This is a genomic window from Bacillus sp. SSR7 (assembly GCF_055902415.1).
Window position 1 is genome coordinate 90,945 of the sequence record NZ_JBVVXV010000008.1, and the last position, 17,928, is coordinate 108,872.

The 17,928-nt window shown below is 35.7% G+C and carries 14 protein-coding genes and 3 riboswitches; of the genes, 3 read left to right on the forward strand and 11 right to left on the reverse strand.

The window, feature by feature from the left end:
* Positions 1-6 precede the first annotated feature (6 nt).
* On the reverse strand, positions 7-378 hold the full coding sequence (locus AC0NJG_RS16030; RefSeq protein ID WP_087952011.1) for a DnaJ family domain-containing protein: 372 nt from the start codon (positions 376-378) through the stop codon (positions 7-9).
* A gap of 521 nt (positions 379-899) precedes the next feature.
* Here AC0NJG_RS16030 and AC0NJG_RS16035 point away from each other — a divergent pair.
* Positions 900-2,924: a glycosyl hydrolase family 18 protein gene (locus tag AC0NJG_RS16035; protein ID WP_087952010.1), complete on the forward strand. Its 2,025-nt coding sequence runs from the start codon at positions 900-902 to the stop codon at positions 2,922-2,924.
* A 451-nt stretch (positions 2,925-3,375) separates the two neighbouring features.
* Here the strand turns inward: AC0NJG_RS16035 and AC0NJG_RS16040 are convergent, their stop codons facing one another.
* From AC0NJG_RS16040 to AC0NJG_RS16070, 7 genes are all read right to left on the reverse strand, one after another.
* Positions 3,376-4,926 carry an ABC-F family ATP-binding cassette domain-containing protein gene (locus AC0NJG_RS16040; protein WP_087952009.1) on the reverse strand — a complete coding sequence of 517 codons (1,551 nt, stop codon included), beginning with the start codon at positions 4,924-4,926 and terminating at the stop codon, positions 3,376-3,378.
* Positions 4,927-5,230: 304 nt separating this feature from the next.
* Positions 5,231-6,004, reverse strand: coding sequence for a hypothetical protein (locus tag AC0NJG_RS16045; RefSeq protein ID WP_087994762.1), 774 nt, complete (start codon positions 6,002-6,004; stop codon positions 5,231-5,233).
* Between the two features lie 66 nt (positions 6,005-6,070).
* Positions 6,071-6,820, reverse strand: coding sequence for an ABC transporter ATP-binding protein (locus AC0NJG_RS16050; protein ID WP_062822011.1), 750 nt, complete (start codon positions 6,818-6,820; stop codon positions 6,071-6,073).
* Positions 6,817-7,815 (reverse strand): ABC transporter substrate-binding protein, encoded by a 999-nt coding sequence (locus AC0NJG_RS16055; RefSeq protein WP_087952007.1) that lies wholly within the window; start codon positions 7,813-7,815, stop codon positions 6,817-6,819. The genes AC0NJG_RS16050 and AC0NJG_RS16055 overlap by 4 nt, the downstream gene beginning before the upstream one ends.
* Entirely contained in the window at positions 7,812-8,585 is a 774-nt protein-coding gene (locus tag AC0NJG_RS16060; RefSeq protein WP_001057149.1) for an ABC transporter permease, read from the reverse strand. Before AC0NJG_RS16060 ends, AC0NJG_RS16055 begins: the two co-directional genes overlap by 4 nt.
* Positions 8,557-8,877, reverse strand: coding sequence for an MTH1187 family thiamine-binding protein (locus tag AC0NJG_RS16065; RefSeq protein ID WP_000082897.1), 321 nt, complete (start codon positions 8,875-8,877; stop codon positions 8,557-8,559). Before AC0NJG_RS16065 ends, AC0NJG_RS16060 begins: the two co-directional genes overlap by 29 nt.
* A 100-nt stretch (positions 8,878-8,977) precedes the next feature.
* A riboswitch (TPP riboswitch) is annotated at positions 8,978-9,079 on the reverse strand.
* A 61-nt stretch (positions 9,080-9,140) separates the two neighbouring features.
* Positions 9,141-10,880 carry a methyl-accepting chemotaxis protein gene (locus AC0NJG_RS16070; RefSeq protein WP_429680540.1) on the reverse strand — a complete coding sequence of 580 codons (1,740 nt, stop codon included), beginning with the start codon at positions 10,878-10,880 and terminating at the stop codon, positions 9,141-9,143.
* Positions 10,881-11,022: 142 nt separating this feature from the next.
* Positions 11,023-11,107: riboswitch (cyclic di-GMP riboswitch) on the reverse strand.
* A 283-nt stretch (positions 11,108-11,390) separates the two neighbouring features.
* On the opposite strand from AC0NJG_RS16070, the gene AC0NJG_RS16075 reads away from it, so the two are divergent.
* A complete protein-coding gene (locus AC0NJG_RS16075) occupies positions 11,391-12,704 on the forward strand; it encodes an anaerobic C4-dicarboxylate transporter family protein (RefSeq protein WP_000498715.1) in 1,314 nt (437 codons plus the stop codon).
* 58 nt (positions 12,705-12,762) lie between these two features.
* On the opposite strand, the gene AC0NJG_RS16080 is transcribed toward AC0NJG_RS16075, so the two are convergent.
* From AC0NJG_RS16080 to thiM, 3 genes are all read right to left on the reverse strand, one after another.
* Positions 12,763-13,698: an alpha/beta hydrolase gene (locus AC0NJG_RS16080; protein ID WP_474063217.1), complete on the reverse strand. Its 936-nt coding sequence runs from the start codon at positions 13,696-13,698 to the stop codon at positions 12,763-12,765.
* A 79-nt stretch (positions 13,699-13,777) separates the two neighbouring features.
* A complete protein-coding gene (gene thiE / locus AC0NJG_RS16085; protein ID WP_087952004.1) occupies positions 13,778-14,437 on the reverse strand; it encodes a thiamine phosphate synthase in 660 nt (219 codons plus the stop codon).
* A gap of 16 nt (positions 14,438-14,453) precedes the next feature.
* The gene (gene thiM / locus AC0NJG_RS16090) at positions 14,454-15,269 is read right to left on the reverse strand and encodes a hydroxyethylthiazole kinase (RefSeq protein WP_372514557.1); all 816 of its coding nucleotides are present in this window, start codon (positions 15,267-15,269) and stop codon (positions 14,454-14,456) included.
* Positions 15,270-15,333: 64 nt separating this feature from the next.
* Positions 15,334-15,443: riboswitch (TPP riboswitch) on the reverse strand.
* Positions 15,444-15,718: 275 nt separating this feature from the next.
* Here thiM and topB point away from each other — a divergent pair.
* Positions 15,719-17,908 (forward strand): DNA topoisomerase III, encoded by a 2,190-nt coding sequence (topB, locus tag AC0NJG_RS16095; RefSeq protein WP_071716475.1) that lies wholly within the window; start codon positions 15,719-15,721, stop codon positions 17,906-17,908.
* Positions 17,909-17,928 lie beyond the last annotated feature (20 nt).

A 17,928-nucleotide genomic window follows, 5' to 3' on the forward strand; every position in this document is an offset into this window, starting at 1 on the left:
TCCCTCTTAGCGTAATTTACGAAATACTTTGTCTTGATACATACGAAAAGCTGAACTATCTTTCATCTTTCTCTTTTCCATTACCTGCTGAAAACGAAGCGTTTTTGCTGTTAACTCTTCTCTTAATTTCTTTCTCTCTTCTTCATCATAACAGCAAGCAATTAGATCCTCTATTTTTAATATATCTTTTTGTAGTTCCATTTCTGGTGGAATCATTCCCGCATTTTTTAAAATTTTATAACTCATTCTAAGTTCTGGAGGTACCATTGAAAGGTCTTCTAATTGTAGTGGTTTTCCTTTTCCCGGAATATGATTAAGGTCTCCATTCCGTATTGCTTGTCGAATTTTTTCTTCAGCAATGTTCAAAAAGACATCCACACCATTCGCTCCTTTACATATTTTTACTATTATTTTACATGATATTTTCTCATCTCGCTACGCTATTACAAATTGACTTCATACAATTTTTTCTCAAATTTAATTACAAGAAGCCTTTTCCTCCCCAATCAATATTTTATTTTCATGTGTAATCTGTATTAGAGCCACTTCATATTGAGAAAGTCTTTTCGAATTCAATAAAGCGTTTACACCAAATCTTACATTTGCTACGATTTAATCACCCCAGCTCCCTTGTATAGACTTCGTGATGTCTGATCATTTTTATCCCGCTTTAATGGGCAGTAAGACCCCCACCTCAAAATTTAGCGAAAGCAACGAAGTTAGGTGGGGGATCAACTGCCCCTAAAAGTCCGATTGGTGAGGGCTGATAATCATTGGGGGATGAAGCCCCCCACTGTTTAAAGTTTCACTTTATCTAAACGTTTCATACGTCTAGATTCATTGTGATTTATTGGCGCATGCCTTTAAATATATCTTTTATTTTGAAAGGAGAAATGACTATGAGATTAAAAAAATTCACACCGCTATTACTATCCCTACTACTCTTCTTACCTCTTTTTCTCACGAACTTTATTACTCCAAATTTCGCATTAGCAGATTCACCAAAGCAAGGTCAAAAAATTGTTGGGTATTTTCCTTCGTGGGGCATTTACGGACGTAATTATCAAGTTGCAGACATTGATGCATCAAAGCTAACTCATTTAAACTACGCTTTCGCTGATATTTGCTGGAATGGAAAACATGGAAACCCTTCTAATCACCCCGATAATCCAAATAAACAAACGTGGAACTGTAAAGAATCTGGTGTACCACTGCAAAATAAAGAAGTCCCTAATGGTACTCTCGTACTCGGTGAACCATGGGCCGATGTCACAAAATCTTATCCTGGCTCAGGTACAACTTGGGAAGATTGTGATAAATACGCACGCTGCGGAAATTTCGGCGAACTGAAACGATTAAAAGCTAAGTATCCTCACTTAAAAACAATTATTTCTGTTGGTGGCTGGACTTGGTCTAACCGCTTTTCTGACATGGCCGCTGATGAAAAAACAAGAAAAGTATTCGCTGAATCTACAGTCGATTTCCTACGCGAATATGGATTTGACGGCGTTGATTTAGATTGGGAATATCCGGGCGTAGAAACGATTCCTGGTGGTAGTTATCGTCCTGAAGATAAGCAAAACTTCACCCTACTCCTTCAAGAAGTTCGAAATGCATTAACGAAAGCTGGTGCAGAAGATGGCAAACAGTATTTACTAACAATCGCATCAGGTGCAAGCCAACGTTATGCCGATCATACAGAGCTAAAGAAAATCTCTCAAATACTTGATTGGATTAATATTATGACATATGATTTCCACGGTGGATGGGAAGCTACTTCTAACCATAATGCAGCTCTATACAAAGATCCAAATGACCCAGCAGCGGATACGAAATTTTACGTAGATGGTGCGATAGACATTTATACAAATGAAGGGGTTCCAGCAGATAAACTCGTATTAGGTGTACCTTTTTACGGACGTGGATGGAAAAGTTGCGGAAAAGAAAATAATGGACAATACCAACCTTGTAAACCAGGTAGTGATGGAAAGCTCGCTTCTAAAGGTACTTGGGATGATTATTCTACCGGTGATACAGGTGTGTATGATTATGGTGATTTAGCAGCTAATTATGTGAATAAAAATGGTTTTGTTCGCGGGTGGAACGATGTAGCGAAAGTACCTTATTTATATAATGCAACTACAGGCACATTTATTAGCTACGATGATAATGAATCTATGAAACATAAAACAGACTATATAAAAACAAAAGGTTTAAGTGGCGCAATGTTTTGGGAGCTTAGCGGAGATTGCCGTACAAGTCCAAAATATAGTTGTAGTGGGCCAAAATTACTTGATACGTTAGTAAAAGAATTACTAGGTGGACCTATTACTCAAAAAGATACTGAGCCACCAACAAACGTAAAAAATATTGCTGTTACAAATAAAAATTCAAACTCAGTTCAATTAAACTGGACTGCATCTACTGATAACGTAGGAGTTACGGAATATGAAATTACTGCTGGGGAAGAGAAATGGAGTACAACAACAAATAGCATTACAATTAAAAACTTAAAAGCTAATACAGAATACAAATTTTCAATAATAGCAAAAGATGCCGCTGGGAATAAATCACAGCCTACTTCTATTATTGTAAAAACAGATGATGCTAACACAACACCTCCTGGTGGAAATAGCAATGCTACCTTTTCAGTAACTTCAAATTGGGGAAGTGGTTACAACTTCTCGATTGTAATTAAAAATAGTGGAACAACCCCTATTAAAAACTGGAAATTAGAATTTGATTATAACGGCAATTTAACACAAGTTTGGGATTCTAAAATTAGTAGTAAAACTAATAATCATTACGTAATTACGAATGCAGGATGGAATAGTGAAATTCCTTCTGGTGGATCGATTACAATCGGAGGGGCAGGAACAGGCACTCCTGCTGAACTTGTAAATGCATCCATTAGCGAAAACTAAACGTAACTCCCACTAATTATTTCACTAAAGTTTGAATTTAGGTTTGATTCCTCTCTCCTAAATTCAAACTTTTAATTTTATGAAAAATCACAAATGAACATTATAATAACCTATTATAATTATATTTAGTTTCCAATATGAAGTTCGCGTGAAGTTCATCTGAATTTTACATGAATTTCCTTTAAGCTCTATTGTCTTCCTATAGTAATCACATTATCCTTTACATATAGGAATTATTTTAATTCCATTTCAAACTATCTATATATATAAAGAAAGATAGTCGCCTATTAGGGAAAGGCATCTAGTATTATTATAAATATAACAAAAGAAAAAGCACGCTTATAAGCGCACCATAAGAGTGCTTCTTCATACAATTCTCATGTAAAAGTTCTCGAAAATCATGTTAATCACAAAGAAAAGGCATTAGCTTATACAAGCTAATGCCTTTTCTTTATTCATATTGTTCAGCGTTCCATTCTTCTATATTCCATACTTTTGTTATCCATGCTTCATAGAAAGAAGACTCATGTGAGACAAGTAAAACTGTTCCTTTATATTGTTGTAACGCTTCCTGCAAAGCCTTCTTCGTTTCTATATCCAAATGATTAGTTGGTTCATCTAAAATTAAAACATTACTTTTCGCTACGATAAGTTCACATAAACGTACTTTCGTTTGTTCTCCGCCGCTTAATAAACGAATAGGTTTTAATACGTGTTCTTCTTTCAATCCACACTTCGCTAATGCTTGCCGTACTTCTTTCTTTGTCATATCTGGTCTTTCTGTCCAAACTTTCTCTAATGGTGTTGTTTCTGAAGCAAACTCTTCCTGTGCAAAATAAGCAGGATTTACTCGTTCTCCAACAGAAATCGAACCGCTTAGTGGCCTTATTTGACCTAATAACGTTTTTAACATCGTCGTTTTTCCAATTCCATTATGACCAACAATCGCTATCTTTTCTCCTTTTTTCACTTGTAAATTCAGCTCTGGAAATAACGGATCACTATAACCTATCCTTAGTTTCTCAGCTTGCAATATACGACTCACTGGCTCCTCATACACATTGAAATCAAAACGGGATCGAGTGACATGATTAACCTTTTCAACCCGTTGCATTTTCTCCAATACTTTCTCTCGACTTTTTGCCTGTTTCGCTTTTCGAATTTTATTTTTTTGAATAAATGTTTCTAGCTGAGCAATTTCTTTTTGTTGTTTCGCATACGCCGATTGCAATTGTTTCGTTTGCACTTGATAACTTTGCATAAACTTTTCATAATTTCCTACGTATCGCTTCACTTTCCCTGCTTCTAGATGATAAATAACATTCGTAATACTGTTCAAAAATACTTCGTCATGTGAAATGATTACATAAGCTTTTTCATACAGTCTCAAATACGATTGCAACCATTCTATATGAGCTGTATCTAAATAGTTTGTTGGCTCATCTAGCAATAAAACATCAGCCTTTTCTAAAAGGAGCTTCCCAAGTAATAACTTTGTTCGCTGTCCTCCACTTAACTTTGAAACATCCTTTTCCAAACCTACTTCAAATAATCCTAAACCAGTTGCTACTTCTTCAATTTCTGTATGAATTTGATAGAAATTAGAACTTTCCAATATAGTTTGTAATTCTCCATACTTTACTAACAATTTTTCTAATTCTACTTCTCCTGCTCCATTCATTTCTTCTGCTATTTTTAACATCTCACATTCAACCGCATACAAATCAGAAAATGCACTTTGTAAGTAGCCTTCAATTGTTATCCCCTCTTGTAAATCCATATGCTGCTGTAAAAAACCTATCTTCACATGCGGGAACCATTCAATGTTCCCGTCATCATGTATAAGTTCTCCTGTTAAAATCCTTAACAATGTTGATTTTCCGATTCCATTTTTCCCTACTAACCCAACATGCTCGCCCTTTAATAGTCGAAAGCACGCATTATATAAAATGGTTTTCTCACCATACGAATGACTTACATTTTCTACTGTTAATATACTCATTTTTTTCTCTCCTTTACTTATGGTTCATAAGCTAAATAGAGAGAGCAACAGTATAAAGCCTTATTTAATTTTGCATATAAAAATGGGTAAGGTGAATACACCTTACCCATTACATATTATCGTAAAAAAGGATTAAGGTTCTTTACCTGCTGTCTTCAATTTAGCTTAATCGATAAAAATGGGCAGACTTCTCCCATATCAAGCTAAAACCATTTGAAGAACAGTTGATAAAGTCATTTTATCCTTTCACTCCTTTAACATTTGTTATATTAAGAGTATAAACTACTCTGTTATATTCTATTCTCTACTTTTCCTTTTGTTCCTTCCTCGTTTTATCGTTTTCTGCATACATTTCTTTATACATCTTTTCTAACGCATATGGACTTGTAAAGATGAGCGTTAACGATTTCCACATATAAATTCTTCTTTGTAATTCTATTCCGTATCCTTTATTAACCATACTTTTCACTTCTTGAATATGGTCCTCAGTTTGAAATTGTTGTACAGACTTCAATTCATCCGTTTTAAAATCTGTTAAAAGACCTATCACAACTCGTCCATGCTCCTGTGACCTTTCTTCTAAATCAAACTGAATTGAATGAACAAAACCTAAAACGTGAAAAATTTGAGCATGTAAACCGACAACAGCACGTTGTTCCATTAAGTTGTAACACTCTCGTTTTAACACCTCTACCATTTCCAATGAATTTCTATTAACTTTCATTTTGCCGACAAACATAATTTTTACAATATGAGCGACTGCCCCCATACTTTTTAATACACTCTCTAGAATTTCTACCGCGTCTTCTATATAACCATTTGAAATTATAGAATGAATAAATTCATCTAATACCGCTTGAAACTTTTTAATTAAATGTAAATCACGTAACTCCGGAACATCTTTTCTCAATTGATCTCGACCTTGAACCCACTTTAAAATTTCTGTCATTTCTTCTTCTTTTAATTCATGATGTTCCATACCATACTTCATTAATAAAATATGATTTTTTAATAAAGCTTTTCTTTCTTCAAGATTATCTGCCGTTAATTCATCTACTATTTTCTCTATAGTTTTCATCTTCCTCCCCCTAGATAAAAAAGCCTCTTAACAGTAATTATACCAAAAACTGTTAAGAGGCTTTTTCTATTTTTTCATATAAGGAGCTAATACTCTCAAAATTTCTTCCTTATCTTTCTTTAACTCAAGTGATGTTAACATATCCATCGTTCTCGGCCTAGGTAATTTCACTTGTACCTCACCAACTATCGATGCTGGTCTTTGAGATAAAATAAATACGCGATCCGAAAGCAAGATTGCCTCATCTAAGTCGTGTGTAACCATAACGATTGTTTGCTTCTCTTGGTGCCAAGAGTTTAAAAGCCAGCTATGTACTTCCATTTTTGTAAAAGCATCTAATTTACCAAAAGGCTCATCAAGTAGCATAATTGGCTTTTCACATAAATATGTGCGCAGAAAACTAATTCTTTGACGCATACCACCAGACAATTCATCTGGATAATGGTCTGCATATTCATCTAGTTCAAACTGCTTTAATGCTTCCATTCCTTCTGTCAGCCTTTGTTTTTTCGGTTTCCCTTCGATTTCCAATGGAAGAACTATATTTTGTAAAGCTGATCGCCACGGTAGTAATAAATCCTGTTGCGGCATATAACTTACAACATCTTGTTCTTGTACGTGTTTATCGTTATACGTTACATTCCCACTTGTTGGATTTTCAACATTTGCAATCATATTTAATAATGTGCTTTTCCCGCAACCACTCGGTCCTACGAAGGAAACGAACTCTCCCTCTCGTATAGAAGCACTAATATTTGCTAATACATTCTTTCCATCGAAAGATTTCACAATATCTTTTATTTGTAATCCACTCATTTTTCACTTGGAAGGAACTCATTCGTAAAGGCATCTTTCACATCAATTTTCTTCTTAATAACTTTGTTATCATATAAGAAATTCATGTAATTCGTCCAAACTTCTTCCTTCTGTACTCCCCACGCTTTTGCATCATCTTGATACTTCGTACTTAACCATTTTTGACTTTCTTGTACTAAATCTTTATTTACATCTGGAACAGCTTTAATTAAAATATCAGCAGCTTCTTTCGGTTCTTTAATTGCAAAATTATAACCCTCTGTCGTTGCACTCATAAACTTTTTCACAAAGTCTTTATCTTGCTTCGTATGTTTTTCACTCGTAATAATAACAGGACTATAGAAATCAAGCGCTGGATCTAAGTCTTTCACCATAATCGTATTTAACTCTTTTCCTTGGCGCTTCGCTTCAATTCCATCCCATCCGTAATAAATCCATTCAAAGTCTGCATCACGACCAATTGATTTAAAGAAATCTGTTTGTCCCAAGATGATTTTTTCCACTTTATTAAAATCGGCTTGATTTTTCTCCATAATTGTCTTTAATGTAGCTTCTTCCGCTGGTCCTCCCCAGCCCCCATAACGTTTACCTTCAAAATCTTTCGGCGAAGTCATGTTATCTTTCTTAAGCGATGCAAAAGCTGAAGTGTTATGCTGAATAATCGCTCCTACAGATACAACAGGAATACCTTCTACACGAGCCAACGTTACATTTTCTTGCGCGCTTATTGCGAAGTCAGCTTTTCCAGAAGCTATCATTTGCTCTGCCGTCACATTATCACCAGGCTGAATAATTTCTACATCTAAGCCTTGCTTTTTATAATAATCTTTCGCTTGCGCTACATATAAGCCAGTATGATTCGTATTCGGAAACCAATCTAATACGACTTTTACTTTTTGATCTTTACTTGCACTTTCTTCTTTCTTCGCCGGATTACATCCAGCCACACTTACCGCTAATAAGGCAGCCAACATAACTTTTAAACCTTTTTTCATTTTCTGCCGTCCTTTCTATATATCCATGGTGCTGTTATTCTTGCCATAAACTCCACGATAAAATACAGACATAATGTCACCATAACAATAATTGCTGCCACACCAAATACTCGGGCTGTTAAAAAGGATTTTGTAGCTCTCGTAAGCATAACTCCTAATCCTTCGCTTGCACCGAGCCATTCTCCAATAATCGCTCCCATTACGCTATATGTAACTGCAATCTTTAACCCTGAGAAAAAGTATGGAAGCACTGCCGGAAACTTTACTTTCTGGTAAACTTGCCATTTCGTTGCCTTCATCGTTTGCAACAACTTCAACATATTTTTATCTACCGTTTGGAAACCTTCTAAAATGCTAAGCGCAATTGGAAAGAAACAAACGAGTATGACTACCATTACTTTCGGTAGCATTCCATATCCAAACCAAATAATAAATAACGGTGCAAGTACAACGATTGGAATCGTTTGCGAAATAACAAGTAACGGATTTATTAAAATACGAAATAAAGGGATAACGTCCATAAGAATTGCAATACTTGTCCCAATTAAAATCGCAAAGAAAAGTCCAATTATAACCTCCTGCAGCGTCTGCATCGTATTCGGTAATAGTAAATCTTTCATTCCAATTAATTCTTGAACAATGGCAGAAGGCTTCGGTAAAATCCACGGTTCAATTTTAAATAATGAAACAGATCCTTCCCATATCGCAATGAGAAGGATAAGCCAAATTGCTGTAATTATTTTAGATTGCTTCTGGTTTTGCATATTCATCACGGTACTTCCAAACTTTTTCATCTATCGTTACACCAGTGCTTGGACGATAATGGATTTTAATAGAAGTAATCACTTCTTCTGCTCCAGCATCTACACAAGCTTGTTGTGCACGTTTAATGATATCAAGAAGTACATCTAATTCTCCTTCCAGCGTTGTTTCCATTGCCCCTACTTCATAACGAACTCCCGATTGTTGTACAACCTCAATTGCTTTATCAACAACAGAATACACATCTTTGTTCTTTGCTTGTGGTACTACTGAAAACGAAATTGTAACTTGTTGTGACATAGTAAAATCCCCCTTATGAAATTAAATTTTAAAACAAGAAAAGGCTTTCCTACGCAGTAGGAAAGCCTTGTATGCAAGTTATTATAGAATAACATATGCTACATCACTTTAAGTAACTCCCTACGCTGGCATTATCCAGATCAGGTTGAGGGTCGATGTTTGCTCACATCCTCTCAGCCAATTGGCTCCCCGGTCCTTAATTCGTTTTCATTGTAGCATGATTTATTTTATTGAACAAACAAAAGCATGTATAATCATTTCATTTAACTTTTGAATTCCCCAATTAACTCTTGTAACTCCTGTGAGAGCCAGCTTAAAGAACTGGCTAATTCAGCAATATCCTGTACAGACATTTCCTGTTCTTTCATACTTTTTTCAACATTACTACTACTATTCGCATACTTATTTGCAATAAGTGATAGTTCATTTACAACACGAACAATATTTTGGCTATTTTGCAATATATTATTTGAATTGCTAGAAACAACTCCAACTTGATTGGTAACAGTTTGTGCTGATTTCGAAATTTTTTCAAAGAAAGCACCACTACTTTCAACAAGTTTCATTCCAGACTCTACTTCTTTTGAGGTTTTTTGCATTGAAACAACAGCTTCTTCCGTTTCGGCTTGTGTGTCCCCTATTAATTTTGCTATATCTTTTGCTGATGCTTCCGTCTGCTCTGCTAATTTACGCACTTCATCAGCAACAACGGCAAATCCCTCTCCAGTTTCCTCAGCATGTGAAGCTTCAATAGTAGCATGTAAAGCTAGCGAATTCGCTTGATTTGAAATACTTGTAATTACAGTTACAATATCACTAATTTCTTTTGATCTTACTTCCAAAGAATAAATGATAGAAGATAAATCTTGTACTGCATTTTGTATTATGTTCATTTGATTCATCGTCTGTTCAATAATACCATTTCCTTTTTCTGAATGATGCTTCGTACCTTCAGACTCTTTCGTCATTTGTTTTGCAATATTAGTTATCTCTTCCATCCTATCTTCCATTTCATATACAATATCTAAATACTTTGGTACTGACGTTTCTTGCAATTGAACGCCAGCCCTTAACTCAACTATAGAACTTACGATTCCTTGGACTGCCATGCTATTTTCTTTCGTACTCACTGACAATTCTTGTGAAGATGAGGAAACCTGTTCTGCCGTCTGCTTCAATTTATCTATAATTCCTTTAAACTTCTCGATGGTATTATTAAAATACGCATTAATAATACCAATATCATCTGGTCTTTCCTCTAATTTAATACTTAAATCACCTTCACCAACTCTGCGCAATCCTTCACGTAAATCCCGCAATGGAGCAAGTGCGTTACGTACGATTAAGAATTGAATAACAGTTGCAATTAAAACAGAAATACAAATAAACATTAAACCTTGTATAATGAACTTTTCCTTTGTAATAGGAACAATAGAAGCATCTACATCGGCTGCAACAATTGCCACAATATTTCCATCTCCATCTTTAATTGGCTCTAATATCGTTACCCATGATCCTAATAGATCTTCATATACTACTGTCATATTTGCTTTTTTCGTGCTCATTACCTTATCGTATGCTTTCATCCAAAGGTCTGGTTGTTTATAATATTCTCCCGGCCTTACTTCAACAACATTTGCTAACTCTGTAGACAAATCGACGATTAGTAACTCACCTTTTTCGTTTTCTTTTGCTCCAACAATATAGATTTGTCCAACGCTATTCAATTCTTCCGTTGCTTCATCTAATTTCTCTGTTAACTTCTCTCTCTTTTCTCTTTGTGCCACTGGGTCTTTTGTAACATCTCTCACTATTTCTTCGTCTAATTTATGTAATACCGTATCTCCTGTTTCAAAAGAATGCCTTTCAAATATAGACATCATGCTATTTTGAAACATGTTAAAACTTAACGCTCCCATAGTACCAACAAGCGTCAAAATAACTAGCACAGTTAACAATACATTCTTTTGAAGAAATGATAGCTTGTGCCAATATTTTTTCATCAACATCACCTTTCTTAATTAACTTAATATAAAGGAAAACTATTAAAATAGAAACCTTATCAACAGCTGATAAGGTTTCTCATTTGTTCACAAATAAAAAAAAGACCAATGAAAAAGCATTGGTCAAGACCAACCCTATCCGTCCGGTAACTGGCTAGCTTAGCCTTTCGGCCTTAGCTCCTGTAGTTTTGCGTCCTAATGTTTCCATCAGTTTGCCTTTCTCGCTGAACGAGTTGAACGATATGGGAGTTCTATGAGAATGTAATTATTCTCTATCAAAGATTACAACATAAAAATTAAAATGTCTACCTATTTAGAGATATAAATGTAAATTTTTAACGTATTATTTTTTCGAAATAATTTAACAAAGTACGTGAATGTTACATTTCTTGTGTTATATAATAAAAAATGTATATAACACAAGGATTGTTTTGAGTATTTATTTTAATTTTCATTTAAATTAAATTATTCGAATATATCTTAACTAATGAATTTCGGAGGTAGTTTATCATGTTTTGGCTACAATTTCTTACGTTACTACTCTGCATTTTTATTGGCGCACGCCTAGGCGGAGTTGGTCTAGGAGTAATGGGTGGCGTTGGTATGGCAATACTTGTTTTCGTCTTCCACTTACAACCTACAGCTCCTCCTATTGATGTAATGCTTATGATTTTAGCAGTAATTACAGCTGCTGGTGCACTCCAAGCCGCTGGAGGAATGGACTACCTTGTTCATCTGGCTGAGAAAGCATTACGAAAAAATCCAAAACGTATTACATTCTTTGCTCCAATTGTTACTTATTTATTTACACTCTGTGCAGGAACTGGTCACGTTGCTTATTCTGTACTTCCCGTTATCGCTGAAGTCTCTCGCGAATCCGGAATTAGACCGGAACGACCAATGTCAATCGCTGTAATTGCTTCCCAACAAGCAATTACAGCTAGTCCTATATCAGCTGCAACAGTTGCACTTTTAGCAATGTTAGCTGACTATAAAATCACCTTATTAGATATTTTAAAAGTAAGTATCCCTTCTACTTTCATCGCTTGTATGGTAGCTGCATTTGTTGCTAGCAAAATGGGGAAAGAATTAAATGAAGACCCTGAATACTTAAAACGATTAAAAGAAGGAATGATTCCTAAGATTGAAGAGAAAAAAGAATTTGTTGGTGTAAAAGGTGCTAAATTATCAGTTATCCTTTTCCTAGTAGGAACTTTTCTTGTCGTACTTCTCGGTTCATTTGAAGCACTTCGTCCAGGATGGATAGTTGATGGGAAGTTAGCCCGTCTTTCCATGCCAAATACAATTGAAATGGTTATGTTAACGATTGCAGCTCTTATTATTATTTTCTGTAAACCAAATGTAGAAAGCATCGTGTCTGGTAACGTCTTTAAAGCAGGGGCAACAGCAGTTGTTGCTATTTTCGGGATCGCTTGGATGGGAGATACTTTCTTTAACGGAAACTTAAATATGATTCAAGGATCCATTCAGCATCTAGTAACAAGTGCACCATGGCTATTTGCCATCGCATTATTCATTCTATCTATTTTACTATATAGCCAAGCCGCAACAGTACGCGCTTTAATGCCTCTTGGATTATCACTCGGTATTCCACCAGCACTACTAATCGCGATGTTCCCTGCAGTAAATGGATACTTCTTCATTCCAAACTATGGAACAATCGTTGCTGCCATTAACTTTGATCGTACTGGTACAACTGGCATTGGTAAATATGTTTTAAATCATAGCTTTATGATTCCAGGACTAATCGCAACATTCACTTCTATCGGAATTGGAATGCTCTTAATTTCAATTATGTTTTAAAGAAAAAGCACAAACCCAAAGTTTTAAAGGGTTTGTGCTTTTTTAATCAAACGTTTGTTTAAATATTTTTAACTGTCCATTCTTCCATTATGTTTTTTAATATTTGTTTAAAATCCTCTGGGAAAAGATGACCTAAACCTTCTCTCACAATTAATTTACAGTTCACATTATATTCCTCGAACATTAACATTAATTGAAGTGTGTTTTCGTAAAATAGATCTTTGTCTCCCGTAACAATATATCCTTCTACATTCGTTATATCATTTGATGCAACTATACTTTCAATTGCCTTAACATCTCGAATAGCAGGTATAACTGCAATGAATTTTTGAGTCGCTAACATATTCTTTAGCGCTAACTCTATCGCTATATTTCCCCCTTGAGAAGCTCCCGCGATGATGATGTCCTCCAAGTTATATTTATTTACAAAATCATTAAAAGTTTTCATAACGTCTTTTATAGCTATTTCATGATTATCCCAGCTATACGACTTCATTCCATGTATTTGTGAGGATTGGGAAAAACCTAATATATACTCATGTAGTATTTCTTCTTCACACCAATATGGTGCAAAATCATCTATATGTGATCCTCTCCAATGTAAAGAAAATAGTCCAGCCTTCGCTTTTTCATTTCCATAAGTAAATAACTTCGGGTTAGCTGTTAGCTGCTGTTTCTTAAAGATTTCTTCACACTTTTTCACTATCATTTTAAAAGCTGTCTTCTCTCGTAATCCCTTTAAATCTTCATCCTGCATAAGTGTATGTGGATTCCACCAAATCCCCTTTTCTAAAGCTTCGTTTAAACTAACAATTGCTTCCTCATACTTACCTTCTGCCGAAAATGCACACGCTTCCCAAAAACTAGTTTTTTCTATTCTTTCAGGAAACTCCCTTTTTGCTTTATCTATGCATCTATAAATCGCTTCGAATTCCCTTTTTTCGAATAAACGAAACAACTCATTTTGCAACTCTACAAACCGTTTCCTTTTCAAACAATCCTCCCCCTTTTTCTAACTACCGATATCAAAAAATAAAAAGCTATGTAGCGTTTTAATACTACATAGCCTTCTTCTACAAACTCTTACTTACTTCCTCTACTAGCTTCTTCGTACTTTCATACGCAGATTCCGCTAAACTAATCGCAGAAATAACTGAAACACCGTCCGCACCCGCTTCTATAACCGAAGCTGTATTCTCAATTGTAATCCCACCAATTCCAACAATCGGCATTGTAATTCCTTGTTCTCTAAAGTGAGCTAAACCTTTCGTTCCTTGCACCGCTTTCGTATCTTTTTTCGTACTCGTTGGGAAAATAGGGCCAACACCTAAATAATCCGCTCCATTTTCAATTGCCCAGTGTGCTTCTTCAATTGTATGTGTAGATACACCAACAATTTTATCACCCATTTTTTCACGAACAGAAGTAATTCCTTCATCATCTTGTCCAACATGCACGCCATCTGCATCTAACTCAAGAGCTAGTTCCACATCATCATTTACGATGAATGGTACACCGTACTCCTTACAAATTGCTTGTAGTTCTTTTGCGAAACAAATGCGTTTCTCTCCCGTTAAAGCGCCTTCTCCCTTTTCACGAAATTGAAAAATTGTTATACCGCCTTCAAGTGCATCTCTCAATACTTGTAGTGGCTTCTTCGTACAATTGTTACTTCCCATAATAAAATATACTGATAACAACCTAGACATTTCAGCCTTTGTAATACGTGACATCTAATTCCCCTCCTTACTATATAATCTCAATCTTTCCATACTCCTCAATATCACCTGAAGTGGTATTTGCTAATTGATTTAAAAATTCAATTTGGAAACTACCAGGTCCCTGCTCCACTGTCTTAGCAGCTGCCAGTTCCGCAGCTACACCATAAAACGTTAATGCAGCTACCGCTGCCTTTACATAATCCTTTTCTACTGCTACAAATGCTCCTATTACAGAAGTTAGTAGACAACCAGTTCCCGTAACTTTCGTTAAAATAGGGTGACCATTTTGAATAAGAATCGTTCGCTCTCCATCTGTAACAACATCTTCTTTTCCAGTAATCACCGCAACTGTATTTAATTCATCAGCTGCCTGTTTTGCAATACTTACGACATTTCCATTTCCAGCACCGGCGTCTACCCCTTTAATTTCCCATCTCTCATTAATAACGTTCGCTATTTCAGCTGCATTTCCGCGAATAATTGCTAAATCGATTTCGGCTGGAATATGTCTCGCAACTTCTGTTCGATACGATGTTGCTCCTGCACCAACTGGATCAAACAATACTGGTACATTGTTCACATTTGCTGATTTACCCGCAAGTAACATCGCTTCTACTTCTTCAGGACGAAGTGTCCCCATATTTATTACTAACGCTCCAGCAATGCTAGCCATTTCTGCCACTTCTTCTTTTGCATACGCCATTACAGGCGATGCTCCTAGCGCTAACAAACCGTTAGCTGTAAAATTCGTTACAACAACATTTGTAATATTATGAACGAGCGGATTAGATTCTCTCACCAAATCCACTACTTTACTAATTTCTTTCATATTCATCTTTCTCATCCCCTAACTATAGTGATGGGAGATACACAAAAAGGCACTTTGCGCGTACGCAAAGTGCCTGAACATGTGCTTTTACACTTCTCCCTACGCTGGCATTATCCAACAGGTTCAAATGGTCAATGACGGATTAGTCATACTCTCAGTTTGTATCCACAAACTCCCATGTGCTTATTATTCATCTACTTCAAAGTCTACTCTTATTCTAGTAAAATAACAAGTTCTTTACTTTTCTATTTCATATAGAAGAAACTGATAAAACAATAAGCATAATAAATAAGTATCTTTTTTCATAGTCTCATCATGGTGCATACTATGTTCTGTCGATATCATTTGATTTCGAACAGATTTTGTTCACTCCACTAAAAAGCGTTCAAATCTAGAGTGAAACTGAATCTCAAGAAGATGTATGCTATAGTTAACGTATGGAAATTTGAAAGGATGTTTTTAATATGTCAAAAAGCGTTGTAATCGCTGAAAAGCCTTCCGTTGCACGAGATATTGCTCGCGTACTGAAGTGCGATAAAAAGGGAAACGGCTACCTTGAAGGTAGTAAATATATTGTGACTTGGGCTTTAGGTCACCTCGTTACATTAGCAGATCCAGAAAGCTACGATGTGAAATATAAAAAGTGGAATTTAGAAGATTTACCGATGCTACCTGAGCGTTTGAAATTAACAGTTATTAAACAAACAGGGAAACAATTTAATGCTGTAAAAAGTCAGCTACTTAGAAAAGATGTAAATGAAATTATTGTAGCGACAGACGCTGGACGCGAAGGAGAATTAGTTGCTCGTTGGATTATTGATAAGGTTCGAATTAACAAACCAATCAAACGTTTATGGATTTCATCTGTTACTGATAAAGCAATTAAAGATGGTTTTGCAAATTTAAAACCAGGTAAGGCATATGACAATTTATATGCTTCAGCAGTTGCACGTTCAGAAGCTGACTGGTATATCGGTCTTAACGCAACTCGAGCTTTAACAACTCGCTTTAATGCCCAGCTGAATTGCGGCCGCGTACAAACACCTACTGTTGCTATGATCGCTAATCGTGAAGATGAAATAAAGAACTTCAAAGCCCAAACTTACTACGGCATTGAAGCGCAAACTACGAATCAGTTAAAACTAACTTGGCAAGATGCAAATGGCAATAGCCGCAGTTTTAATAAAGAAAAAATTGATGGTATTGTAAAAGTTTTAGATAAACATAATGCTACTGTTGTGGAAATTGATAAAAAACAGAAGAAATCATTTTCTCCTGGTCTTTACGATTTAACTGAATTACAACGTGATGCCAATAAAAAGTTCGGTTACTCTGCGAAAGAAACATTAAACATTATGCAGAAATTATATGAGCAACACAAAGTGCTAACGTACCCTCGTACAGATTCGCGCTATATTTCATCTGATATCGTTGGAACACTTCCAGAACGTCTAAAAGCATGTGGTGTTGGAGAGTACCGTTCCTTAGCACATAAAGTATTACAAAAGCCTATCAAGGCTAATAAATCATTTGTTGATGATAGTAAAGTAAGCGATCACCACGCAATTATTCCGACAGAAGGATACGTTAACTTCTCAGCCTTCACAGATAAAGAACGTAAAATTTATGATTTAGTTGTAAAACGCTTCTTAGCTGTTTTATTCCCAGCATTCGAATACGAACAACTAACGTTACGCACAAAGGTTGGTAATGAAACATTCATTGCACGCGGAAAAACAATTTTACATGCCGGCTGGAAGGAAGTATACGAAAATCGCTTTGAAGATGATGATGTAACTGATGATGTTAAAGAGCAGCTTTTACCTCGCATCGAAAAAGGCGATACATTAACTGTAAAATTAATTATGCAAACATCAGGCCAAACGAAAGCACCTGCACGTTTTAACGAGGCTACTTTACTTTCAGCAATGGAAAACCCTACAAAATATATGGATACGCAAAATAAACAACTTGCTGATACATTAAAATCAACTGGTGGATTAGGTACTGTAGCAACGCGTGCTGATATTATCGACAAGCTATTCAATTCGTTCTTAATTGAAAAACGTGGTAAAGATATTCACATTACTTCAAAAGGCCGTCAGTTACTTGATTTAGTACCAGAAGAGTTAAAATCACCTACACTAACTGGTGAGTGGGAACAAAAGCTAGAGGCAATTGCAAAGGGTAAACTGAAAAAAGAAGTATTCATTTCAGAAATGAAGAACTATACGAAAGAAATTGTTTCTGAAATTAAATCGAGTGATAAAAAATATAAACATGACAACATTTCAACAAAGTCTTGTCCAGACTGCGGGAAACCAATGCTAGAGGTAAACGGCAAAAAAGGAAAGATGCTCGTTTGCCAAGACCGTGAATGTGGTCATCGTAAAAACGTATCTCGTACAACAAACGCTCGCTGCCCTCAGTGTAAGAAGAAGTTAGAATTACGTGGTGAAGGCGCAGGACAAATCTTCGCATGTAAATGTGGCTATCGCGAGAAATTATCCACATTCCAAGAAAGACGTAAAAAGGAATCTGGAAACAAAGCTGATAAGCGTGATGTTCAAAAATATATGAAACAACAAAACAAAGAAGAAGAACCATTAAACAACCCATTCGCAGAAGCATTAAAAAAATTAAAATTTGATTAAACAAAAAAGTTCCTACCTCT